Genomic DNA, 23,909 nt, shown 5'->3' with positions numbered 1-23,909 from the left:
GGATTGAGCCATGACTATTGTTCGCAATCCAAGTACTAAAGCGACAGGAAAAAGCTCAGACAATCTGTCTGAGCTGGTTTTCCAGAAAATTAAAAATGACATTTTTGACTTTAAGCTGATGCCGGGAGAGCGCTTTACCGAATCGGAAATTGCTGAAAGCTATGCCGTAAGCCGTACACCCATCCGGCAAGCTTTGTATCGCTTGCAGCAGGAAGGTTATGTCGAGGTGCAGTTTAGAAGTGGCTGGCAGGTCAGGCCACTAAACTTTAAAGCTTATGAAGAACTGTATGATCTGCGAATTTTGCTGGAATGTTATGCAGTCGAACAACTGTGTCAGATGCCCAAAGACCAGTTGAAAGCTGCTCTAGAAATTTTGATTCAAACCTGGTGTATCAAACCAGAACAGTATGTCTATGACCTCAGGCAGTTATCTGCACGAGATGAAGCATTTCATTGTCATTTGGTATTTGCAGCCGGCAATGCAGAAATAGCGAAAATTCACAGTGAGATCAGCGAGAAAATTCGCATCATACGCCGTCTGGATTTTTCCAAAGATTATCGGATTGAGGCCACCTATGCCGAACATCAACAGATTTTAAAGGCGCTGCTTGCCCAAGATGCAGCGTTCTGTCTCTCTATATTAGATGCTCATATCCGGCATAGTCGTAATGAGGTGAAAAAAATCACGTTAGAAATGTTGTCGTGTTGTCCTGCATAAGCTACTCATGATGTATAAGCTTTAAGAAATACAGACTAGATCAAAATATGGAACTAACTTTAGAAATTACGCTAAGAACAGACTGGATAGCTAGGCATTATTTCATTTAAAGATATAAACTGATTTTTACAAAAAGAAAAACATCAGACCTAACTCAAAATTGATAACCAATTCATAACCAGAAAAAACAAGAACCCGCTAGTGGCATCTCAAATTGTTTTTTAAAGTAAGTTGAGGATGATAATAACAAGAGATAAAAATGCTTCATCAGCCTATTCAATTTTTACTTACAGGTGCCAGCTGTGCACTTCTCCTAACCATGACTGGATGTACCATGCCTTCCAAGTCACCTATCAATGACAGTTATGGTTCCCAGCCACATTTACCCAAACCACACTCAAGCTTGCTGCCTACAGTCAATATTGCGCCCGCCAAAGGGTGGCCTGAAGGTAAAATGCCGACACCAGCGACAGGTTTAAAAGTTCAGGCATTTGCCAAAGGGTTACAGCATCCGCGCTGGTTGTATGTATTGCCGAATGGTGATGTGCTGGTGGCCGAAACAGATGCACCGCCCAAGCCAGATGATAGCAAAGGGATTAAAGGCAAAATCATGAAATGGGTAATGCAGCGTGCCGGCTCATCGCATCCCAGTGCCAACCGCATTACTTTGCTTCGCGATAGCAATGGAGATGGGGTGGCTGAACAAAAAATCGTATTTTTACAGAATCTCAATTCTCCATTTGGCATGGCACTGGTCGGCAATATGTTGTATGTGGCGAATACTGATGCCCTAATGCGCTTTCCTTATCAGAACGGTGCGACTCAAATTACAGCAGCCGGTACCAAGGTGCTGGATTTACCGGCAGGCCGTTTAAACCATCACTGGACCAAAAATGTCATTGCCAATCCTGCCGGCAGCAAACTCTATATTACAGTGGGTTCCAACAGCAATGTCGCTGAAAATGGCCTAGAGCAGGAGCAGGGCCGGGCACTAATCATGGAATTTGACATAGCCAGTGCTCAAGCGCGACCTTTTGCTACCGGACTGCGTAATCCGAATGGTATGGACTGGCAACCCCAGAGTGGCACACTCTGGACGGTGGTAAATGAACGTGATGAACTCGGCAATGATCTGGTTCCTGATTATCTGACCTCTGTCAAAGAAGGCGCTTTTTATGGCTGGCCCTATAGTTATTATGGCCAACATGTAGATACCCGGGTCAAACCGCAAAATCCTGCGCAAGTTGCGCGGGCCATTCCACCAGATTATGCATTGGGCAATCATACTGCATCATTGGGCTTGGCCTTCTATAGGGCAGATCTGATGCCTCAATATCGAAACGGTGCGCTGATTGGCCAGCATGGTTCATGGAACCGCAAACCGCACAGTGGCTATAAAGTGATTTTTATTCCCTTTCAAAATGGACAACCGATGGGCCCACCTCAAGATATCTTGACTGGATTCTTAAGCGATCAGGGCGATGCATATGGGCGACCGGTCGGTGTGGCGGTAGATTCTTCAGGTGCCATTTTGGTTGCTGATGATGTCGGTGATGTGATTTGGCGAGTATCACCCTTGAGTACACCAGCTGCAGTAAGTAAATAAAGGTTTAGGGATTCAGGGTTTTATTCAGATCTAGATCTGTGGGGTAGCAAGGTTGAAGTAAAAGTTATTTCATTAAAACATCAATATTTTGATTGAAAATGTGCAAAAGCTAGCGGGTTTAAAATAATTTTTAAGCTTCATTTAAGCTGGCTGAATTAGGCTTTCAGGATATTTTTAAGCGTAATACAGCATGTACAGAGATTATGCTGATCCCATTAAAAATATCTCAATCTAAGTGCCAGTTTTAAGTGCCCATAAAAACTGGATATAAAAGTTAGAACGTTGCAAAAAAAAGAGGGTTTTAAGAATGAAATCAATTATTGCATTTATCTTCCCTTGGTCATTATTTATGACCCTTCATCGACCAGCCGAAGCGACAGTATGCTTAGTGCTTCAGATTTCGATTTTAGGCTGGATTCCTGCTGCAATCTGGGCGATGCATACTTTATATCGGGACAAAATAGCCTAAAAATAGGAAAATAAGTTACTGAAAGAGTTTTTGATTTTGACGGAAGTAAAAGCCCTATCTTTTTTATAGCTAAAGATTTTTTTTCATTCCAGATGATGAATACATCAATAAAATGAATCTAGAGGAATGTTCGAGAGAAATACTACAAAATTAAAATAAGAGGAAATTCAGGAAAAATTATAATTATATTTTGAAAACGAAATTGAAGTACTCCGAAGATGCCGCTGCATGTGTCGTTACCCTGAACCCGATGAGTTCAAGGAGGATGCGACGTATACTTGCTGGGTTTCCCATACGGAGATGGGCATACACTCTAAATATACAGAACACACCCATAAGTGTTAGTATCGGCAGGGGAATAGACCCGCTGGCGAACACCTCAGAGTTAAGTTAATTATAAACAATAATCCCGGTGTAGCAACTCTAAGCTGTTCATGAACTGTAAACAGTTCGGTCGAATGTCCGAAGTTTAAAACAGAATTCGAGATTATTCAGTCAGTTCTTCAACTTCTTCTAAAATAGTTTGTAACAAACGCTCGCAATGCGCATATTGTTGCAGTGATCTGTTCATATTCAAGACCTCCTGCATCAGCTCAAGTGCTACCATAATAATCAGCTTGCTAGGTTCCATACGTGGTGCTTTACGACGAAATTCATCGTATTTGTCATTCAATAACTGTGCCGCGCGCTCTAATTCTTCCTGCTTGTCAGGAGTAGAGGCCAAACGAAAACTATGCCCCAATACTCTGAGATCGATTGCAATTTGTTCACTCATGATGAGGCTTCCTCAGTCGCTTCAGTCGGATGGGCCAGTTGTTGAATTTCCTGTGCGTGATGATCCTGCGCAGTACCGAGAATCGCCAGACGTTGAATAATCGCTTCAACCTTGGCTTTGGCATTTTCATTTTTCTGGGTTAAACGTTCAGATTCCTGAGTCAGACGCTGAATTTCCTGCTGGGCATGACGCTGTTCAATGATCATCTTTTCCTTAACCACGCGCAGTTCATTTCGTTCAGCCAGAATTTCCTGAAAACGGTTTTTCAGATCGGTACAGCTTTTTTCCAGACGGCCATAACGGTCTGCCAGTGCAGTTGCATCATTATTGAGCAGTTGAAATTGGGCACGAGAATCCATCAATTGTTCTGTCAGATTTTCATTTTCTTGTTGTTTTTGCGCAATCGCGCTGTTTTTTTGTTCAATTTGCTGTTGATGTTGCATCATTGAAGAGTCTTGCTCTTCGCGCAAACTGGAATTTTCACTTTCAAGCCGTGCAAGTCGCGTTTTTAACACGCCGATCTGCACTTGTAGACGCTGTAATTCTTCTAACATATCGAGGTCGCACAGTGTTGCAAACAAAGGTAATATATAAGCAGTATAAAGATTGGATAAACGAATGCAAGACGATATTTCAGGTTGGACCGAATGGCACCGCAATTTTTCTTCAATTGAGGAAATTTCTAGCCCTAGCGAACTACATGGTTTGCTGACTGGCATTGTTTGTGTCACCCAGGCGCCAAGCAGTGAAGAGTGGTTACAGATTTTAGAAACACTGGATGTACCTGAACTGGATGCCGAAGCATTAGAGTTGTTGGCGGGCGAAGCTGAAGATGTGTTCCATGCATTGTCTGAAGATGAGCTGGATTATTTACCTTTGCTGCCTGATGATGAGCATGTGCTTTCAGAACGCGTACAGGCTCTGGCGGACTGGTGTGCAGGCGTGGTCTTAGGTTTCGGACTGGCTTCAGGACATATCCGTCAGGATGAAGTTGAGCTGATTGAACATTTACAAGATGTAGCCGCAGTTGAATTTGAAGACTCAGACGATGATGCTGAAGGTGAAGAAAGCTATCAGGAATTGTACGAATTTGTGCGTCTGATTCCTGTCAGTCTGTCTTTAGGGCGTAAAAAGGTCGAAGTTGAAGAAACGCCACTCTTACAGCAATTTAGTCAAAAAAATCAGCCTAAAGTCGCTACTACAGAAGCGCAAAGTGTGGTCGAGATTTTCTCGCCTAAACGTCTAAGCTGATGAAATGCTGAGGTGAGTCATCACCTGCTTGAAATCAGGCATATATTTTGCTGTTTACAGTAAAATCTATAGTCTGGTTTCAAGGCTATATTCTAAATACAAGTATTGATCGATAAGAAGTAAGGTGTAATGAAGAAATTGACACAGGCAGTTTTTGAGGAACGTCGCGCAATCCTCGCAGGGGAAATCGGTTTACGCAGTATCGCCATTATCGCGACCAGTCCGGTAGCCATGCGTAACCGTGATGCAGATTATAAATACCGTGCAGACAGTAGTTTCTTCTATTTAACCGGATTTGCAGAACCTGAAGCTGTGGCTGTGATTGAAACCTTTGACACTGAAGAAGAAGGCTATAGCTACAGTTTGTTCTGTCGGGAATGTAACCGTGAAATGGAAATATGGAATGGCTACCGTGCAGGTATTGATGGGGCTATTCAGGATTATGATGCAGATGAAGCCTATGCAATTGATCTGCTAGATGAAGAAATTCTAGAAAAGTTACAAAATAAGGATCAGTTATTTTATCGCATTGGACAGCATGCAGAGTTTGATGCGCGTGTCGCCAAATGGATTGCGACTGCAAGCGGTGAAAGCCGTCGTGGGACTTCTGCGCCAGCGCAAGTAATTCAGCTGGATCGTATTGTCGATGAAATGCGTCTACATAAAGATGCAAATGAAATTGAATTGATGCAGATTGCTTCGGATATTTCTGCTGATGCACATACTCAAGCGATGCTAGCAGTACGTCCGGGCATGATGGAATATGCGCTGGAAGCCGAGCTGAATTATATCTTTGGCAAAAATGGCGGTGTTCCGGCCTACAACAGTATTGTCGGTGGTGGTGAGAATGCCTGCATCCTGCACTATGTAGAAAATGACAAAGAACTGAAAGATGGCGATTTAGTCCTGATTGATGCTGCAGCTGAATATCAGCTTTATGCTTCAGACATTACCCGTACCTTTCCGGTAAATGGTAAATTCAGTCCGGAACAGAAAGCCTTATATAACGTAGTACTGGATGCTCAAATCGCTGCGATCAATGCCGTGCAAATTGGTAACTCGTATAAAGAACCTCACAATGTTGCAGTGCGTATTTTGGTGCAGGGTTTGCTCGATCTTGGCTTGATGCAGGGTAATATCGACGAGATTATAGAAAAAGAAGCTTTTCGTCAGTTCTACATGCATGGTACGGGACATTGGCTCGGTATGGATGTGCATGATGTCGGTGCTTATAAGGTGGACGGTGAATGGCGCTCGTATGAAGAGGGTATGGTCGTGACCGTTGAGCCGGGTCTTTATATCGCGCCTGATGATGAAACAGTAGATGCTAAATGGCGTGGAATTGGCATTAGGATTGAAGATGATGTGGTGGCCACTGCAAATGGCCCGCTAGTTTTAACCGCGAAAGTCGTCAAAACGGTAGAAGAGATTGAGGCATTAATGGCGAAAGCCCGCGCTGCCTAATCCAAGAAAAATACAGAAAGCCGGTCGCGAAATCGGCTTTTTTTATGACATTTCTATGCCGTTTTAAACAAGAATTCCTAGCTATATCGAATCGATCAAAAAGTGACTTAGCTTACGTTTATATCGAACAAGTCAAATAAAACTCACCTAAGTAAAATTTACAGCTTAAAAATTGACAGGAAGTCAACACAAAAAATCCGTTTTTAGCATCAAAGCTACATATTAAATGGGCTGAGATTCTCATACTTTCTCTGATCCTTAAATAAACTTAAATAAGAGCAGGAGAACACTTATGAGATTAAATACGATTGACTGGATTGCTTATGCTTTAACAATCATTGGTGGCATCAATTGGGGCTTAATTGGTGCATTCGATTTTAATTTGGTCGCTGCGATCTTTGGTGATATGAGCGCCTTATCTCGAATTATTTATGTATTGGTTGGTTTGTCGGCATTGTACCTAATTTATACAGGAACAAAGTTGGGTAAAACAGTACACCACACAGATCATCATACTAATATTGTCCGTTAAGCTAATCCTCCTTTGTGAGTTTCTCGCAAGATAGGATAATGTCTTCGAGTAACTTGCCGAAAGGATAAAATAGTGTGGAAGATAAAGAAACCTCGGTAGATTTCCGGGGTTTTTTATATAGGTGTTTATACGTTATTGATAGAATAATCCTCAGATCTACAACAATACCTAGCTAAAGATTAATGATCACTATCATACAAATAAGACTAGGTTGTGCATGGTTGGATAATTTTTTTAAAATATCTGTTAGTTCAAAGATCGAGTTATATTTATACAATTATCTTAAAATAAGAAAATAATAGTGATTGTAAATGGGCCTCCTGCTGCTGAAAGTGAATATCCGCTCATATATAAATGGCTTGATTCATAATTTTATCATTCAGGATTTACCAGCATCAGTATGTATTAAAAATTGTGCTAAGCGAGTAGATCGAGTTATACCAATTTGACTAGGTTTGCGATCGAATCGTATAAGTGCCAAATGAAATCACAACATTCCTTTTTTTAAGGCCGAGCTGATACGTGAGTATAAATATTTTAGTTGCTGAATTAAAGACAACTCGGTTGGAGTTAAGAGCATATAAAGTTGGAGATGAATTTTCATTATTCTAAGAGTATTGTGGCGACGTTGAAGCATCAAAATATTTACAACGACAGATGCATACAACAGTCGGTCAAACTCAGCAGATGTTACAGAAATGGGCGTTAAGCTATTGGCAGCAACCGAGTGACGGATTTTCATGGGTGATTGCTGAGCGAAAAAGTCATCTGGCAATCGGGTTACTAACGATCATTCAACAGCAAAATAACAGCCTTGAAGTTCATTTCGGACTTGGTCCTCGATTTCAGGGTCAGGGCTATATGCTTGAGGCGATGAAAGCGGTGATTCAGTATTTTAAACAATATCTTACACTTAAATCACTGGATACTTTCTGCGATGCAGAACATATACAGGCACACCAAGTGCTGTTAAAGACAGGGTTTGAAATCGTTGAACGGATCAATGCTTATACTCTATTGCCGAAGTTAGGTAATGAAAAGCGTGATTGTTTAATATTTAGATATGTTTTACATGAAGTTAGTTTGGAGAATTAAATAATTTACTTTCATGTCAGATTATTTATTTTAAAAATCTGTTATTCATTAATATCGAGATTTCTCATACGTAATTTATACTTGAGGAGAGTTTAGATTCTTGTGTGGAAATATATTCAATGTATTTAGGATATTATAGAGTTTTAGAAATTTTAATTTTTTAGTCTGATGAAAACATTATTTTATATTTTTATTTGGAATCTTTAAATAATAAATTTATTGAAACTTCTATTATCTTAATTAGGTGATATAAAAATTTATAGATAATAAATGCAAAATACAATAGACCTCTTGCGAAAGTATTATTTTTGACTATTTTAGACTTTGATATTTATTTAAAAATCAACGTTTATCACTGATTAAATTTTGACTAACGCAAGAGGTCTAATAATATTAAAATTTATAAAAATAAGAGTGTATCTAAAATGAAAATACCTAAAATAATTCATCAAATTCATCAAATTCATCAAATTCATACAAAAGGAATAAATTTTCTATCAGAAGAAGATAGAACTGCAAGGACAGTTCTCCTGAGAAATAATCCTGATTGGGAATACCGTTTTTATGATTATAATGCCATGGTGGATTTTATTAAAATCATTATTCTTCCAGATATTTAAATGCATTTCTTAAAATTGATCCATTATATGGCGCTGTACAAACTGATTATTTTCGATATTTGTTACTTTATAAATTAGGTGGAGCATATTTTGATTTAAAAAGTTTTACCATCTGTAGTTTAAATGACATTCTTTTAGAAGATGATGGACTGCTGGTCTTTGAATGGCAAGGAGGAGCAGTTGAATACGAAGAGTTCGGAAAGCATAAACAGATTAAAAGAGGTAAAGAATACCAACAATGGAACATTATATCTTCGCCGGGAAATAAATATTTGGCTAATGTAGTTGAAAAAATTACAGAAAATTTAGAAAACTATTCCTATATTAAATTTGGATATGGCTGGAGTGGTGTACTGAAAACTACTGGTCCTATTCCCTATACCAATGCCATAGATGAAGTTACTGATAAGCATGGACTGCGTTGTCTAGGAAGCAGTTGTCAAAATGGAATTATTTATAGAGATCACACTTCACCTAGAAGATTGGACCGTAGTCACTATTCAAGACAAACTAAACCAATTATTAGCTCAGAGAGCTTGTTGGAAAAAATGGAAGCTGAAATTTTATTAATCCTTTTTAAAATCTTCAATTTTATAAAAAGATATCTTAGAAAAATGATCTATTAATTACTAAGATTAAAACCATAATATTATTTTGGGTAGATTTTATTCAATATATTTGTTTTAATTTTTTCTACAGATTTTAAAAGGATCCTAGTTTTTTCTTTTAAATAAGAACTAACCTGATTGATCAGGTATTTTTAGTAGTGATGCATTTCAGCCTTTGTCTGGTCTGTCAGATAGCAGGACATTGAGGTCAAAACAAGCTACAACAACAGCATGCATCACAATGTCAAAATCTCGAGTCATGATGTAATATAAAATCCATCATGATTATAAGTATCTATCTGCATAGATACGACATTGAAAGGATTACAGCATGCAACAAGAAGTCATCATTGTCGGTGGTGGGATGGTGGGCTTAAGCCTCGCATTAATGTTGGCGAAAACTAATATTGCAGTCAAACTTTTGGAAGCCATCAAATATCCAGATTATGATGATGAAAATCTTGCGCCATATCATTCCAGCTTTGATGCACGTAATAGCGCCTTGTCACGTCGTAGCGTACAAATCTATCAGGAGCTTGGACTTTGGAATGCCTTGCAAGAACATGCTACCCCAATTCTGGAAGTGAATATTACCGAACAGGGCAGTTTTGGTAAGGCCCGACTGAAAGCCGAGCAGGAAAAAGTCGAAAGCTTTGGTCAGGTCATTGAGAATGCCTGGCTTGGTCGTGTACTCCTGACCCAAGTCAAAAAAGAGTCATTGATTGAACTGATTGATGGTGTGCAGGTGACATCCCTTATCCAAGATACAGACTTTGCTTATATCGAAGCTCAACGTGGCGAATCTCTACTGAAATTACAGTCCAAACTGGTTATTGCCGCCGATGGACGCGATTCTTTCTGTCGTAAGGCTTTGGGTATTGGTGCGTCAGAACATGATTATGATCAGGTTGCGATTGTAACCACAGTGCAAACGTCGAAGCCACATGGTCATGTTGGTTTTGAGCGTTTCAGTCATTTAGGACCTTTGGCACTTTTGCCCTTACCGGGTGAGTATCGCCGTTCAGTGGTCTGGCCTGTGAAAAAAGGTACTGAAGGAGAATGGATGGGAGATGAAAATGACCAGCATTTTCTGGATGCCTTGCAGGAAACGTATGGCGATCGTGCCGGAAAGTTCCAGAAAACCGGTAAGCGGTTCAGTTTTCCATTGTCTCAAGTGTTAGCCGAAAAACAGGCTGTTGGCCGTGTCGTGTTGATGGGCAATGCTGCGCATACGATTCATCCGGTCGCTGGTCAGGGTTTTAACCTGTGTATGCGTGATGCGCATGTATTAGTGCGTTACCTGAAAGAGCAGCAGGCACAAGGCGCAGACTTGGGCGATGCTGCAATATTGCTAGACTATGAGAAATCCCGTCTCAGTGACCAGCAGCGAGTGATCAAATTCTGTGATTCAGTGGTGCGTGGCTTTAGTAACCAGAATCCATTTTTAAAGCTGATGCGTAATACGGGTTTAATCGCTTTTGATACGATTCCAGGCATCAAGCCACTCGTTGCAAATTATGCCATGGGGTTAAAAGCATGAGCTTAAATCAAACTAACGAAATATTAGACGTTGTCATTATTGGCGGTGGGTTGGTTGGTGGACTTACAGCGCTTCTGTTAGCTCAAGGTGGTGTGCAGCCTACAGTTCTGGATGCAGCGCCAATTCTGGATGCAGATAAAACTTTGCGTGTAGCCAATCCGCGTGTTTTGGCTTTAAGTCAGGCAACCATTCACCTGTTAAAAACGGTGGGTGTCTGGGAAAATTTAGTACGCCAGCAGCCTTATACTGGTATGCAGGTGTGGAATAAAAATGGCTATGGTGAAATTAATTTTGGCCAGCCTTCAGAAAAAACACCATCGGTAGAGCAGGCTTTAGGCTCGATGGTGGAGCCCAGCATTCTGAATTTGGCCATTCAGCAAAAGATGCTGGAAAATGTTCAAGATTATAGAACACAAGTCAAAGTCAGCCGTGTTGAACGTGGCGTCGGTGTGTGGATCATCCATCTGGCCGATGGTAGTCAGCTGAAAACCAAGCTGGTCATTGGCGCAGATGGTGCAAACTCCTTTGTACGTGAGCAAGCTTTCATCGATATTGATGTACTGGACTATAAACAGGCCGGAATCAGTTGTGCGATTAAAACGGCTCAGCCACATCAGCACATGGCGCGTCAGATTTTTCTTGAAACCGGTCCCTTGGCTTTTTTACCTATGGCCAGCCTTAATCCAGAAGAGCAGGGACATTGGCAATCGATTGTCTGGACCTTGCCAGAGGATTATGCCGAAGAATATGCTGCACTTTCAGATGTTGAATTTACTCAACTCTTGACTCGTGAAAGCCAGCATATGCTGGGTGAAGTCTTAGAGGCGACACCACGTGCTACTTTCCCCTTAAAAGCCCGTGCCGCCCAGCAATATGTTCAAGACGGTTTAGCCCTGATTGGAGATGCCGCACATGTGATTCATCCGCTGGCAGGTCAAGGTGTGAATATTGGCTGTCTGGATGCTGCGGTGCTCTGTGATGTTTTGCTACATGATCAGGCGCGTGGCGTATGGGCACATGAGCAGACCCTCAAGCGCTATGAACATCGCCGTAAAGGTCAGAACGATGCCATGATGCACAGCATGTCTGCGATTGGCTGGATGGAAACCACATTATTCTTTCCGATGGTTTGGGCACGCAATTTCGGCCTGAAACAGGTAGAAAATCAGCCCATGTTGAAAGATGCATTTATGGCGCAGGCGAACGGTTTGGGTTTACTTAAAGACACACGCTACGCAGCTTAAGACAGAAATGTAAATTTTTTAAACAAACACCAATAAAGAGTAACGATTTTGTTTAAAAAAGATACGATTTTTTGATGTTTGGTACTAGGCGAAGCCCAAAGAGATTGCTAAATTTCACTTAATTCGACACCTGGCTTGGAATACCAAGCAAGCGCCATTTTTGGGGAGATGCAAATGACAGACATGAATGATTATGATGACGACGTTGAAGATTCAATCGTTGACGATGATGAAGCAAAAGCAGCTGAAAAAGGCGCAGCAGATAGCACAGAGGTCGTGAATGATACCGATCTTGCAGAAGCTGAAACCTTGACCGTCACTGCAAAGCTAAAGAAACGTCAGGCACTTGAAGATGAAATTGCGGCTTTCCTTGCCAATGGTGGTCGTATTGTTGAAGTCCCAGCAGATGAATCAGTAGCCAAAGAATAAGTTATTGATTGACTTGCCTCTTATAAAAAAACACCACATCAATTGTGGTGTTTTTTTTGTAAATCAAAACGTGATAGAAATATCTAGAGCAATTAGTCGTTTGCCGAAGTCAGTTCTAAAGCACGTTGATAAGCGACTTTCTTTTTGATACCTGTTAAATCTGCTGCCAACTGTGATGCTGCTTTAACGGATAGATCCTGTAATAAGCGATTTAATAATTTATCCAGTTTTTCCTGATCCAGATCTTTTTCTTCGATGGCACCGCCAATCACCAAAACAATTTCGCCTTTTTGCTGATTGTGATCATTGACAATGAATTCGACCAGCTCACCCAAGGTCATTTTCTTGATAGTTTCAAAAGTCTTGGTAATCTCACGCGCAAAACCGACCGGGCGATCTGCACCGAATACGCTGGCCATATCTTTAACGGACTCCAGAATCCGGTGCGGTGCTTCATAGAAAATTAAAGTCTGGGTTTCATTTTTCAGTTTTTCTAGATTCAGCAGACGCTGACTTTGTCTGGATGGCAGAAAACCTTCAAAACTGAAACGGTCACTCGGCAAGCCGACTGCACTTAAAGCTGCAATCGCAGCACAAGCACCAGGTACAGGAATCACGCGAATATTATGCGCTTGTGCAGCACGGACAAATTTAAAACCAGGGTCGCTGATCAGGGGAGTACCAGCATCACTGATCAGGGCCATATCTTCGCCATTGAGTAGGCGCTGGATCAGCTGATCAATCTTGTTGCTTTCATTATGTTCATGGCAAGCGGTCAGAGGTGTTTGAATATTAAAGTGTTTAAGCAACTGTGCTGAAGTTCGTGTATCCTCAGCAGCAATAAGACTCACCGACTTCAACACCTGAATTGCACGATAACTAATATCATCTAAGTGCCCGATTGGAGTCGCAACAACAAATAACTGAGCACTCATAGGTTTCTCCATGTGGAATAAATTGAATAATAAAAAATGGAAGATTAAAAATAAAATATTGGGCTTGTGTTTAGTCAGCTACATCAGCAGCGTACAAGCAGAAGTGTTGATTATTCTACCCGAATCCGGACCTTTGGCGCGAGCTGCATCGAGTATCAAACAGGGATTTCTCAGCGCCTATGCTACTTCCGGGCAGAAAGTTCCATTGAAATGGGTCAATTCCAATCAGAAAAATATCTCCCAGCTGCTGAAACAGCATGTCAATAAAAAGACCAAAATGGTGGTGGGTCCATTGGCACGTAGCGATGTGGAACAACTACTCAAGAGCAAACCTAAAGTACGTACCCTCAGCCTGAATGATGTAGCAGGGTCATCACCCCAAGTCTGGCAATTCAGCCTGTCCAAAAAAGAAGATGCTGTTGCCTTGAAAACACTCTTGTTTAAAGATGGGATTCAGCAATTGCTGATTTTGCGCCAGCCTGGCAGTGAAGCCGAGCATGAACTGTTGCTGATGTCTTTGTTCAGCCAGAGTGATCTAAATTTTAAAATCGTGAACAAAGCGCCCATTTTTTTAATGCCAAAACAGGGGCTTTTATTCCTCGGCAATGCAGAAGGGCTGGCTGCCATACCTGAATTAAGCCATAAACGGATGTATACCGTGGCCAATGCGATCAGCGAGCAGCATACACCCCCGAAAGGGATCAAGTTCTGTGATGTTCCAGTACTTTATCTGGCTGACTGGCCGGATGTTCTACAGGCTTATGCCCAGGAACCGGTCAATATGTCCTATCAGCGGCTGATTGCCTTCGGTGGCGATGCCTGGCAGATCACCCAGCAATACTTGTCGCAACCGCGTTCGCAGCATATTGAATTTCAGGGCAGAACCGGCCGGATACAGATCACTGAACACAGCATTCAGCGCAGTCCACAATGTTTCCAGTACAGTGGCACAGGTGTCAAGCTACTTTGAACGGGGGATGAGTGATGCGACAGCAATTAGGTACATGGGCAGAGCAGCAAGCGGCCCAACTGATGCAAAACCATGGATTTCAATTCCTGGCAGCTAATTATCACAGTCGCTATGGCGAGCTGGATCTGATTCTGGTGCGTGATCAGGAACTGGTCTTTGTGGAAGTCAAAGCGCGTGCACAAACCCGATATGCACAAGCCATTGAATCGGTTTCCAAAGCGAAACAGGGAAAGATGCTCAAGACGGCGATGTGCTTTATTCAGAAAAATCCACAATTTGCACACTATTACTATCGTTTTGACGTGATTTGTTTTGATTTTAAACAGCAATTTGCAAAAACCATACAGCATGACTTTTCGCAATACCCTTATGATCTGGAATGGATTGAAAATGCTTTTACTTTTGATCAAGAGTTTATTAACCTTTGAACAAAATAAGGTCTAAAGATGCTTATATTTGCTTCACGATCATTGTAAAGTTCAAGCAGAATTGACATGATCTGAGCTTGAAAACAGATTATTAGATTGAAAAAGACGTAATAAAATGAAGGAGTCTTGCTGAGTGGTTAAGCGTATTGCAATAACAATGCTGTGTGTCGCAAGTTTATCAGGTTGTGCCAGTTTTATTTCCAGCGGCACAGGTACGGCTCCTGTCGGAACTGAAAGTGGGGCGCGTACCTTAGGGCAGGTATTTATTGATTCCTCAATTGTCCGTACTGCAAAAATTAATCTTTATAAACTGGATTCGCGCTTTAAGCAGGCCCGGGTCAATATTGAAAGTTTTCATGGCAATGTCTTGCTGACCGGTCAGGTGCCGGATGCCCATTTAAAGCAATTGGCTGAAGACAATGTCAAATCCATGAGTGATGTCAAAGCGGTACATAATTTTATTACTGTCGGTAATCAGATCAGCTATAGCACCATTATGCAGGATACTGCAGTGACTGCAAATACTCGTGGCTTGATCATGAAGGCGACTGTGGTTGCGGATAGTAAAGTACATGTGCATACTGAAGATGGCGTTCTGTATGTAATGGGGCGTTTAAATGGTGCCGAGATTGCTGACCTGAATCAGGTGCTACAACAAGTGGGTAATGTCACCAAAATTGTGACTTTGATCGATAACGTGGAGCAATATTCAAGTCTGGCTAATCAAAACTTTGCTGCACCGGCATATGCGCAGCAGGGTATTGAACAGACGCCGGTTGCCATTGATCCTGATACGGTTGAACCGACCTATGAACCATAAGGTCGGCCAGTTTAAAACCCAACTCTCACAGCGTATTCTGCAGTTTCAGCAACATTATCAAGATTTCCGGTTATACGATTTTGGCAGTTATGCCCTAAATCGTTTAACCCCGAAACAAGGTTACACGGTCGAAACCCAATTGGCCTATGGCCTGAAATCCCGGCAACGCTTTGACTTGTTTCGGAGTCAGCAGCCTTTGCTACATCGCCCACTCATTGTTTTTGTGCATGGCGGCGCCTGGTTGCATGGCGATAAAAAGGATTACCAGTTTATTGGCGAGTCCTTTGCTAGAGAAGGCTATGATGTGGTGGTGATGAATTACCATCTGGCGCCACAGCATATTTTCCCGACCTATATTCATGATCTGCATCTGTTGCTGAATCATTTGCAGCAGTCAGCTGGACAGTTGCAGATCTGTGCAGAAAATCTGGTCCTGATGGGACATTCTGCCGGGGCATTCAATGTGATGTCTGCCTTATATCATCCGCAATCTGCCAGTATTGATCATAGTCAAGTTCGGGCGATTATTGGTCTGGCAGGTCCTTATCATTTTGATTATAAAGATGATCCGATCTGTGCAGGTGCATTTGATCAGGCGGTGCCTTATCAGCAGGTGATGCCTTATTATTTTGTTAGAAATAGCTCAACCCGGCATTATCTGTTTATTGCCGAAAAAGACAAGATTGTCGGGCATTTCAATAGCCAGGATTTGGACCGTGTACTGAAAGAGAAGGGCAATCATAGCCATCTGATTCAAATTCCGAAACTTGGTCATATTACGATTGTGGGTTCACTCTCCAGTTTGTTTAGCCGGTTTTTCCAGACCAAGGCACAGGTGCTTTGGGCGCTCGAGGATGCATTTAAATCCTGATACTAATATTTGGTTTAACTAAGCAATAGATAAAAAAGAATCCAGTGGATGATCTCCCCTGGATTCTTTTTTAAGCCGTTGAGCTAAATCTTTCGAGTGCAGATTTATAGCCAGGTCTTGGTGTCGTCTGAGACTGCCGTACCTTGAGTCACATGCATGATCATGGCATGGGCAATACTACCTTTGAATGGAATTTCCGGCAGCTGATCGAATTTAAAGAATTGCGCATCGCTAATTTCTTCTTCCTGCAGCTGTAGCTCACCGCCAGCATATTCTGCCTTGAAAGCAATCATCAGGTTACTTGGGAAAGGCCAGGGCTGGCTGGCCAGATACTGAATATTCTTGAGCTTTAAACCGACTTCTTCCAGCGTTTCACGACGTACTGCATCTTCCAGCGTTTCACCCACTTCAACGAAACCGGCAATCAGTCCATACATCTGGCTTTTAGTATTACGTGCATTTTTGGCCAGCAGAATCTCGTCTTTGCCTCGGGTAATGACGGTAATAACGCAAGGCTGTACCCGTGGATATTGCCGGTAGTTGCAGGATGGGCAGAGCATGGCATATTCAACAGCATGCGCTTCAGTCACTGTACCGCAATGACTACAGAACTTATGGTTACGACGCCATTCTAAAAGTTGTACTGCGCGGCTGGCCTGTTCGAATTGCTGGGTATTCCAGAACTGTAACAGCTGACGGATGGGAACCAGTTGCAAGCCTGCAGGAATCGGCTCATCGGGAAGAAGATCACGGGCAATCACCTGATCACCCGTGTGGAGTAGCAAATCACTTGCTAAGGCTTCAACCCGTGGAAGTTGAAAGTGTTGATCGACCAGCAGTTGCTGTTGTTGAAAAATATAAGCAAGTGATAATTTGGACATTAGGCAACTATTTTGAGTTTCTCACTACTGTCCAATGCTACCTGAAACATCGCCTGTAATACAGGCTGTTTGTTCTTTAAGTTATCAATCATCATGTCGGCACTGGCCAGGGTGTCTAAAGCACGATGAATTTCTTCCGGACTTAATGCAATCGACAGATCAATACGGTTCTTGATGAATTCTGCAGTGGTGGTGAATGCAGTACGAACATGTTCTGCATTCAGGAACAGCATCGCGCCGCCAATCTCGCAAAACTGTACAGGAACAGGTTCGAGGGCAGTCAAGTCATGATCTTGCAGGTAATTGCTGAGAATCTGGCTAGAAAGCTCGATCAGGGCCTTGGTTTCTGTGAGTAAAGCAGCGTGTGCTTCATCCAGACGGTCCAGAGAAATATTCATGTTGTTGACGCGCAGCTGCAAGCGGCTCGAAGTGTGATGACGTTCCAGTACGCCAATCGAGTTCATGGCAGACAGAATGACATTCATCAACTGCTGGGCAAAGCTGGCATCCTGCATAATCTCGGGCTGGCTCAGTGAAGCAGCCTGACGGGTCAGGTCATGATAGGCTTCATTCAGGTTCAACACCTTGAAGATATTGGCCAAACTATTCAGTTGAGCCTGTAATTCCTGAGTCTTTTCAGGCGTCATATTCTGATAGTTGAACTCGATGTCATTACGAATCTGTGCCATTTCCGTGGTCACCAACTCGCTGATGGTATGCATGGTTTCAAAGTCAGGACCATACAGGTGGCGACTGAAGACCTGTAATTGCATATCGGTCAGTAGGTCATCGCCAACATTGAGCTGGCTACGGATAGATTGCGCAGTTTCATCTTCCTGACTGATACATAGGCTGAGCACATTGGCCAGATCAGCCAGCGAAGCCTTGAAGCTGTCTGCCGAGCTAAAATACTGTGCCATGTTGCGCTCAATGCTCACCAAGGTGCGTAGACGTGGCTCATTAATCAGCAGGTGCTCAATATTGTTTAACGCGACATATACCAGATTCCAGTACTGCTTGCTGTCATGTTGTTCTGCAAGTCCGGCCAGATAAGCCCCCACCAGTTTGATGGCTTGCAAATCCAGTTCACTTTCTTCCTGATTGATCAGCTTGTTGAGTGACAGCTTATACAGACGGTGTACATATTGGGATTTTTCCAGACTTGGTGCCTGTGGCAGCGCAAAATCAGGAGTGACGCAATCTAATAGCGATTCTACATGCTGGCCTTCAGTCGTCAGTGGTTTACCCAAAGCCAGTTCCAAGCGGTTCAGGGTATCCAGCAAAAACTGTGGAATTTTTACTTCACGCAAACAGATAAATTCGATATAGCGTTTCAGCATAGTGGTGCCTTCACTCAAGGCGATCACTTCTTGAGTATTGACCTGCGCCGGATTCCCCATAATCTTGCGCATTAATTCTGCTGAATATTGAGCGACTTTTGCCAGACTGGACATGTCGATGAGTGCCAGAACCTGGGCGCATTGTTCGAACTGATTTAATGCATCATCAATACCAAAAGGTAAAGTCTGGTCTTCTACCAAGGTGCTTACTGCTGATTCGACTAACTTGATCGAGTTATCAACCTCATTTTTTATTATCAGTAAAGCTGTTGGATCAAAATGTATAGAGGTTTGGTAAGACATGATCTGCACCTTTCCTGGAGTATTATCTATATATGAGCCCCCGCTTTAAACTACGGGGCCTCTTTGTATTTACTATAACTGAAGAACGATAGTTTTAAACCTAAAGTATCCCCGGAAATGTAGATTTTATTTCGCGAAAAGGCAAGCAGTTCCATGTTTTTCTTCGAATTGTTTGACCCAATTCTCATGTTCCTGTAATTCCTGTTCTGACGGAAGAATCACCGGCAATTCAATTTCAACTCTGGCCATTCCTGAGCGGCTGTTCTGGTCTTCAGACTGAGACAGGGCATCGATATCAAAAGACACCTGTCCACCGGTCATCGCCAGATAAACATCGGACAGGATTTCCGCATCGAGCAAGGCACCGTGGAAGGTACGGTCGCGTTGTGGAATCTCGTAACGGCGCACTAAGGCATCCAGCGAGTTTTTCTGCCCGGGATGCTTGGACTTGGCCAGTGCCAAGGTATCGGTGACGTCACAAACCTCGGAGAGCGCCTTAAAACCTGCACGTTTGAATTCCATATCCAGGAAGTTCATATCGAAGGTCGCGTTATGCGCAATAATTTCCGCGCCGTGTAAATAGTCAAACAGCACTTGAGAAATTTCTTCAAACAGCGGTTTGTCTTGCAGGAATTCATCGGTGATCCCGTGGACATTCACAGAATCGCCAACCGGTGTTTTTGGGTTGATATAGATATGAATCGAGCTGCCGGTCAGTTTGCGGTTGATCATTTCCAGCGCGCCGACTTCAATAATCCGGTCACCATCCTGATAATAAAAACCGGTGGTTTCAGTATCCAGAATCAGTTGTCGTGGGCCATGCAGCTGTAGCTTTGCTGGTGTAATGACAATTTGCGGATGTAGCTCAGTCGAGGCAGATGCGTCTAAAGATGAAGCATCTTCATTGCTGTCTGTTGCTAAAACTTCAGTCTGTACAATTTCTTCAACAGTCACTTCGATGATTTCTTCCAGCTCTTCTTCTTCGCTCTCGGCCAGATCAAGACCGAAAGGATCGTCTAGCAACCAGTCGGGTTCAGATTTTTTTTTATCTTCAGACATTGAAGGGCTTTGCTTGGATTTTTTCAGGGTTTCATCAGCCCCCAGATTGGCCAGCTGATCGGCCATTTCATTGCCCGGATGTCCAGCATGACCTTTGACCCAGTGCCATTCGATGTCACGTCCCTGACAGACTTCATCAAGTTTTTGCCACAGATCCGGATTTTTGACGTCTTTCCAGTTTTTCTTTTTCCAGCCGTGAATCCATTCGGTAATGCCTTGTTTGACATACTTGGAATCGGTATAGATCACCAGTTTGTCTTGCTTGTCACAAAACAGAATCCCTTCAATGGCAGCCGTCAGCTCCATACGGTTGTTAGTAGTATGATCTTCACCACCACAGATTTTGTGTTCTTGTTGGCCATTAACAATGTACGCACCCCAACCGCCTAAACCCGGGTTGCCGCGACAGGCGCCATCAACATAAAGTGTGATAGTGTGTGACATAGATTAAATCCGATCAAAATAGAACAAGCTGGAAGGCTTATTGTATAGTGCAAATGCAGTCGATCAATCTATATGTCCAGGATTTTTTAATTTCTTGTAACATTTAACGTGAAATCGCGGTAAATTATTGGCTTGAGTCTTCGACATGCTTCACTACAATGGCATATCTAAAAAATAAATTTATATACGAGTTGTTTGGATTTCTTTATGTATAAACCAACCGCAATTTTGTGGCAGCCGACATTACCTACATTTTTAAAATATTCTGTACTGGGAACTGCGCTTGCTTCTCTAGGACTGACGGGCTGTTCATCTACACAAAGTGCGACCCAAACAGCATCAAGCAAGCAGGTTGGATCACAATATCTGGATGCCAGCAGTCTGGATGGACTCGAAGATTTACTTTCTGCAACGGATATGCGTGCAGTCGAAGGTGACCGTTTACAGATTCTGAAACATGGTGATGTCTGGAAACGCATGACCGTGGGTTTCAAGATGGACTTAAGTGTCTGGAATCCGCGGATTGATGCTCAGCGTGGCTGGTTTATTTCACGTCAGCCTTATCTGGATCGCTTAAGTGCGCGTGCATCACGTTATTTATATTACACGGTAAAAGAAGCAGAACGCCGTGGTATGCCGACCGAGTTGGCGCTGTTACCGATTATCGAAAGTTCTTATGATCCGGCTGCGACCAGTAGTGCGGCGGCGGCAGGTTTATGGCAATTTATTCCAAGTACCGGCCGTATTTATGGTTTAAAGCAGACCTCATTATACGATGGTCGCCGTGATGTGGTGGAATCGACCCGTGCAGCCTATGAGTTTTTGGGCAGTCTGTATAACCAGTTTGGTTCCTGGGAATTGGCGCTTGCTTCTTATAATGCAGGCCCAGGACGTATCCAGCAGGCAATTAACCGTAATAAAGCCGCAGGTCTGCCTACCGATTATTGGTCATTGAAACTGCCACAAGAAACCATGAGTTACGTGCCACGTTTCTTGGCGGTTGCACAAATTATTAAAAATCCCGGCAGCTATGGGGTGAGCTTGCCACCGATTGCCAACCGTCCGCATTTCCGTGAAGTGCCAGTGGGTGTTGCCAGTTTAAATGAAATTGCAGCGATTACCGGTTTGAGCCGTGCAGAACTGTATCAATTGAACCCGGGTCATCGTGGTGATCATATTGACCCTGCAAGTCCGCGCCGTATTCTGATTCCTGCTGACTTAAGTCCTTCAGTGGATGAGAAGCTGAAAAAATTATCCGGTTCAGGTGGTTTATGGGCGAGTAACACGAGCAGCCTGCCGCGAAATACCACAACAGTGGTGCCAACCAGAGCTACACCGCCAGAATTAAATACGAAAACGATTACGCCTTCTAAACAGACTCCGCCAGCGGTTGTTAGTAATCAGCCTGTAACGACCGTTGCTAAAACAACGACTCCGGCGAAAGCTGTAAGTACGCCATCTGTCGTCACAGCAGCGGTAAGTACGGCGACAACGGCCAATACTGTAACGAAGACTACGAAAAAGATTTCGACGCCTAAAGGCTCATCTGCCTTGGCCAGTTTTGCGGCACAAAGTGATTTGCCAATTCCAAGTGCGCCGCGTATTCCGGTAGCTGTGACACCTGCGGCGCCAGCGAAACAGATTCAGGTCGAACCACCGATTTCGGCAGCTGAGCGTCAGCAAGTTGAGCAGGCGGTCATCGCACAAGATATTCAGAAAACAGTGGATGAAATTCTGCAGCCTGTCGCCACACCGGCAGAACAGGCCCAGGTGGTTGAAGAACTAAAAGCATTGGCGCCGGCAGGCACAGAAATTGTTGATCCTTATGACGGCAAAATCAAGCTGACTGCCATTCAAACCAGCCTGTCTGTGGCTGAGCAGCAAGGCAAGGAACTCACCAAAGGCTTCTCTTATCCAAAAGAAGTTGCTGACAATACCACTGCGAACTCGGTTGAAGCCAAGCTAAATCAGGGCAAAAATTACGTCAAGACGGATTCTGAAGTGGTGGTGGTCGCTCCAAAAGGCAAACGCAGTACCTATAAGGTATTACCAGGTGATAATCTGGCAATGATTGCGGCCAAAAATGGCGTGAATTGGCGTGATGTAGCGAAATGGAACCAGATTGATCCAAATTCTCCGCTGTATGTGGGCACCACCATTTATCTGTATGATGCCAAACCGGTACAGGAAGCCAGCAAAGCCAAAGAAAAGCCGGAAACTTATGTCGTTCAGGCCAATGACTCTCTGACCAGTGTAGCGAATCAGTTTGGTTTCAGTGTGAAACAACTGGCTGATTTCAATGGCTTGAGTACCAATAGCGGTCTATTCGTTGGGCAAAAGCTGTCATTGAAAGATACAGGGCTGTCCAAAGCAAAAGCTGAAGAGATTAAAAAAGCTGAAACTGCCAAGGTTCAGACTAAATCCTATACAGTGAAACGCGGTGAGTATCTGAAACTGATTGCCGATCGTTACGGGCTTTCAAATGCTGAACTGGCATCTTTGACGTCAGGTCTTACTGCCGGTAGCAGTTTGATGGTGGGACAAAAAATCAATGTGCCACTTCAGGAAGTTGAAGAGCTAACAACATCTAACCAGAAAACTGAACAGAAGTTTGAAAATGTTAAAGTCGATCAGACTGCAACTGAAAACTATCAAGTCAAACGCGGTGAAACACTGTATAGCATTGCCAGTCAAAGCAAGCTGAGTGTCTCTGAATTGGCTGCACTGAATGGGTTGTCTGCCAATAGTGGTTTACGTATAGGTCAGACCATCAAGATTCCAGCCGGCAGTCAGATCCCTGAAACCTATACGGTTCAATCGGGTGATACGCTGACCGGCATTGCCGCAAGATACAATCTGTCAATGGACCAAGTGGCGAGCCTGAATGGCATGTCACGTAATGCAGGTTTACGAGTGGGGCAGCGTCTGAAACTGAGTGGTGAAGTCACAGAACCGGTACGTGAAGTGGTCGCGGAAACTGCGACGAAGAATGCAAAATCGGATTCGCATGTGGTGAAATCAGGTGAAACCTTAAGCTCTATTGCGCGTCAGTATCATTTACAACTGAAATATCTGGCAGATTTAAACGGCCTGAATACTAATAGCACAGTGCGTATTGGTCAGCGTTTAAAAATTGAGGGTGACTTTCCGGTAGATAAAAAAGTTGAAGATGTGAAAGTGGCAGCTAAGCCTGTAGCTTCTAAGGCAACTGAATCCTATACAGTAAAATCAGGCGAATCCCTGAATGCAATCGCCAGCCGTTTAGGCATAAGCGTGACCGACTTGGCTCAATTAAATAATCTAAGTCCACGCGCAGGATTAAGGGTCAGTCAAACCATTCAGATTCCAAAACTGGTGACTGATTATAAAGTCAAACGCGGTGATACCTTAATCGGTCTGGCTTCACGCTATGGTATGAACAGCAATGAACTGGCGGAAATGAATGATCTCAAACCGAATACGCAATTGCGTATTGGCGATGTGATTAAAGTACCGAATTAATGAATG

Annotated in this window: 23 protein-coding genes and 1 other RNA gene; 17 read left to right on the top strand and 7 right to left on the bottom strand. The window is 43.1% G+C overall.

Annotation, left to right across the window (positions count from 1 at the left end):
* The first annotated feature begins 10 nt into the window (after positions 1–10).
* The 3 genes from ACO1B7_RS02515 to ACO1B7_RS02505 all read left to right on the top strand — a co-directional run bounded on the left by ACO1B7_RS02515 (position 11) and on the right by ACO1B7_RS02505 (position 2,793).
* On the top strand, positions 11–718 hold the full coding sequence (locus ACO1B7_RS02515; protein WP_423089793.1) for a GntR family transcriptional regulator: 708 nt from the start codon (positions 11–13) through the stop codon (positions 716–718).
* 319 nt (positions 719–1,037) lie between these two features.
* Positions 1,038–2,324 carry a PQQ-dependent sugar dehydrogenase gene (locus tag ACO1B7_RS02510; protein WP_423090303.1) on the top strand — a complete coding sequence of 429 codons (1,287 nt, stop codon included), beginning with the start codon at positions 1,038–1,040 and terminating at the stop codon, positions 2,322–2,324.
* A 307-nt stretch (positions 2,325–2,631) separates the two neighbouring features.
* A complete protein-coding gene (locus ACO1B7_RS02505) occupies positions 2,632–2,793 on the top strand; it encodes a YqaE/Pmp3 family membrane protein (RefSeq protein ID WP_423089792.1) in 162 nt (53 codons plus the stop codon).
* A 205-nt stretch (positions 2,794–2,998) separates the two neighbouring features.
* On the opposite strand, the gene ssrS is transcribed toward ACO1B7_RS02505, so the two are convergent.
* The 3 genes from ssrS to ACO1B7_RS02490 form a co-directional block, all read right to left on the bottom strand.
* Positions 2,999–3,182, bottom strand: a non-coding RNA gene (ssrS, locus tag ACO1B7_RS02500) — 6S RNA.
* 98 nt (positions 3,183–3,280) lie between these two features.
* Positions 3,281–3,568 carry a cell division protein ZapA gene (locus ACO1B7_RS02495; protein ID WP_004279505.1) on the bottom strand — a complete coding sequence of 96 codons (288 nt, stop codon included), beginning with the start codon at positions 3,566–3,568 and terminating at the stop codon, positions 3,281–3,283.
* Positions 3,565–4,122, bottom strand: coding sequence for a hypothetical protein (locus tag ACO1B7_RS02490; RefSeq protein WP_153567187.1), 558 nt, complete (start codon positions 4,120–4,122; stop codon positions 3,565–3,567). The genes ACO1B7_RS02495 and ACO1B7_RS02490 overlap by 4 nt, the downstream gene beginning before the upstream one ends.
* A 64-nt stretch (positions 4,123–4,186) precedes the next feature.
* Here ACO1B7_RS02490 and ACO1B7_RS02485 point away from each other — a divergent pair, with 64 nt between their 5' ends.
* The 9 genes from ACO1B7_RS02485 (at position 4,187) to ACO1B7_RS02445 (ending at position 12,351) form a co-directional block, all read left to right on the top strand.
* Complete coding sequence (locus ACO1B7_RS02485) at positions 4,187–4,819, top strand: UPF0149 family protein (RefSeq protein ID WP_071850619.1); 633 nt, start codon at positions 4,187–4,189, stop codon at positions 4,817–4,819.
* Between the two features lie 129 nt (positions 4,820–4,948).
* Positions 4,949–6,283 (top strand): Xaa-Pro aminopeptidase, encoded by a 1,335-nt coding sequence (pepP, locus tag ACO1B7_RS02480; RefSeq protein WP_423089791.1) that lies wholly within the window; start codon positions 4,949–4,951, stop codon positions 6,281–6,283.
* Between the two features lie 292 nt (positions 6,284–6,575).
* Entirely contained in the window at positions 6,576–6,815 is a 240-nt protein-coding gene (locus ACO1B7_RS02475; protein ID WP_005107468.1) for a DUF378 domain-containing protein, read from the top strand.
* Positions 6,816–7,472: 657 nt separating this feature from the next.
* Positions 7,473–7,910 carry a GNAT family N-acetyltransferase gene (locus tag ACO1B7_RS02470; RefSeq protein ID WP_423089790.1) on the top strand — a complete coding sequence of 146 codons (438 nt, stop codon included), beginning with the start codon at positions 7,473–7,475 and terminating at the stop codon, positions 7,908–7,910.
* 425 nt (positions 7,911–8,335) lie between these two features.
* Positions 8,336–8,530 carry a hypothetical protein gene (locus ACO1B7_RS02465; protein ID WP_423089789.1) on the top strand — a complete coding sequence of 65 codons (195 nt, stop codon included), beginning with the start codon at positions 8,336–8,338 and terminating at the stop codon, positions 8,528–8,530.
* Positions 8,531–8,544: 14 nt separating this feature from the next.
* Positions 8,545–9,156, top strand: a complete 612-nt coding sequence (locus tag ACO1B7_RS02460) for a glycosyltransferase (RefSeq protein WP_423090302.1) — start codon at positions 8,545–8,547, stop codon at positions 9,154–9,156.
* Positions 9,157–9,469: 313 nt separating this feature from the next.
* Complete coding sequence (ubiH, locus tag ACO1B7_RS02455) at positions 9,470–10,678, top strand: 2-octaprenyl-6-methoxyphenyl hydroxylase (RefSeq protein WP_423089788.1); 1,209 nt, start codon at positions 9,470–9,472, stop codon at positions 10,676–10,678.
* Positions 10,675–11,922: an FAD-dependent monooxygenase gene (locus ACO1B7_RS02450; RefSeq protein ID WP_423089787.1), complete on the top strand. Its 1,248-nt coding sequence runs from the start codon at positions 10,675–10,677 to the stop codon at positions 11,920–11,922. Before ubiH ends, ACO1B7_RS02450 begins: the two co-directional genes overlap by 4 nt.
* 174 nt (positions 11,923–12,096) lie before the next feature.
* Positions 12,097–12,351: a hypothetical protein gene (locus ACO1B7_RS02445; RefSeq protein ID WP_005246889.1), complete on the top strand. Its 255-nt coding sequence runs from the start codon at positions 12,097–12,099 to the stop codon at positions 12,349–12,351.
* A 92-nt stretch (positions 12,352–12,443) separates the two neighbouring features.
* Here the strand turns inward: ACO1B7_RS02445 and rsmI are convergent, their stop codons facing one another.
* Positions 12,444–13,286, bottom strand: coding sequence for a 16S rRNA (cytidine(1402)-2'-O)-methyltransferase (rsmI, locus tag ACO1B7_RS02440; RefSeq protein ID WP_423089786.1), 843 nt, complete (start codon positions 13,284–13,286; stop codon positions 12,444–12,446).
* A gap of 10 nt (positions 13,287–13,296) precedes the next feature.
* Here rsmI and ACO1B7_RS02435 point away from each other — a divergent pair, with 10 nt between their 5' ends.
* The 4 genes from ACO1B7_RS02435 (at position 13,297) to ACO1B7_RS02420 (ending at position 16,375) form a co-directional block, all read left to right on the top strand.
* On the top strand, positions 13,297–14,256 hold the full coding sequence (locus ACO1B7_RS02435) for a penicillin-binding protein activator (protein ID WP_423089785.1): 960 nt from the start codon (positions 13,297–13,299) through the stop codon (positions 14,254–14,256).
* A gap of 14 nt (positions 14,257–14,270) precedes the next feature.
* A complete protein-coding gene (locus tag ACO1B7_RS02430) occupies positions 14,271–14,684 on the top strand; it encodes a YraN family protein (RefSeq protein ID WP_423089784.1) in 414 nt (137 codons plus the stop codon).
* Between the two features lie 133 nt (positions 14,685–14,817).
* Positions 14,818–15,504: a BON domain-containing protein gene (locus tag ACO1B7_RS02425; protein ID WP_423089783.1), complete on the top strand. Its 687-nt coding sequence runs from the start codon at positions 14,818–14,820 to the stop codon at positions 15,502–15,504.
* Positions 15,494–16,375, top strand: coding sequence for an alpha/beta hydrolase (locus ACO1B7_RS02420; protein ID WP_423089782.1), 882 nt, complete (start codon positions 15,494–15,496; stop codon positions 16,373–16,375). The genes ACO1B7_RS02425 and ACO1B7_RS02420 overlap by 11 nt, the downstream gene beginning before the upstream one ends.
* 104 nt (positions 16,376–16,479) lie before the next feature.
* On the opposite strand, the gene nudC is transcribed toward ACO1B7_RS02420, so the two are convergent.
* The 3 genes from nudC to dnaQ all read right to left on the bottom strand — a co-directional run bounded on the left by nudC (position 16,480) and on the right by dnaQ (position 20,402).
* Positions 16,480–17,256 (bottom strand): NAD(+) diphosphatase, encoded by a 777-nt coding sequence (nudC, locus tag ACO1B7_RS02415; RefSeq protein WP_423089781.1) that lies wholly within the window; start codon positions 17,254–17,256, stop codon positions 16,480–16,482.
* On the bottom strand, positions 17,256–18,899 hold the full coding sequence (locus ACO1B7_RS02410; protein ID WP_262458150.1) for a chemotaxis protein: 1,644 nt from the start codon (positions 18,897–18,899) through the stop codon (positions 17,256–17,258). The genes nudC and ACO1B7_RS02410 overlap by 1 nt, the downstream gene beginning before the upstream one ends.
* Positions 18,900–19,025: 126 nt before the next feature.
* Positions 19,026–20,402, bottom strand: coding sequence for a DNA polymerase III subunit epsilon (gene dnaQ / locus ACO1B7_RS02405; protein WP_423089780.1), 1,377 nt, complete (start codon positions 20,400–20,402; stop codon positions 19,026–19,028).
* A gap of 207 nt (positions 20,403–20,609) precedes the next feature.
* Here dnaQ and ACO1B7_RS02400 point away from each other — a divergent pair, with 207 nt between their 5' ends.
* Positions 20,610–23,903, top strand: a complete 3,294-nt coding sequence (locus tag ACO1B7_RS02400) for a LysM peptidoglycan-binding domain-containing protein (protein WP_423089779.1) — start codon at positions 20,610–20,612, stop codon at positions 23,901–23,903.
* Positions 23,904–23,909 lie beyond the last annotated feature (6 nt).

The organism is Acinetobacter lwoffii, from assembly GCF_049367455.1.
GTDB classification, from domain to species: Bacteria; Pseudomonadota; Gammaproteobacteria; order Pseudomonadales; family Moraxellaceae; genus Acinetobacter; species Acinetobacter lwoffii_W.
The sequence above is the reverse complement of the archived record's forward strand: the minus strand, read 5'-3'. Positions and strand labels throughout refer to the sequence as shown.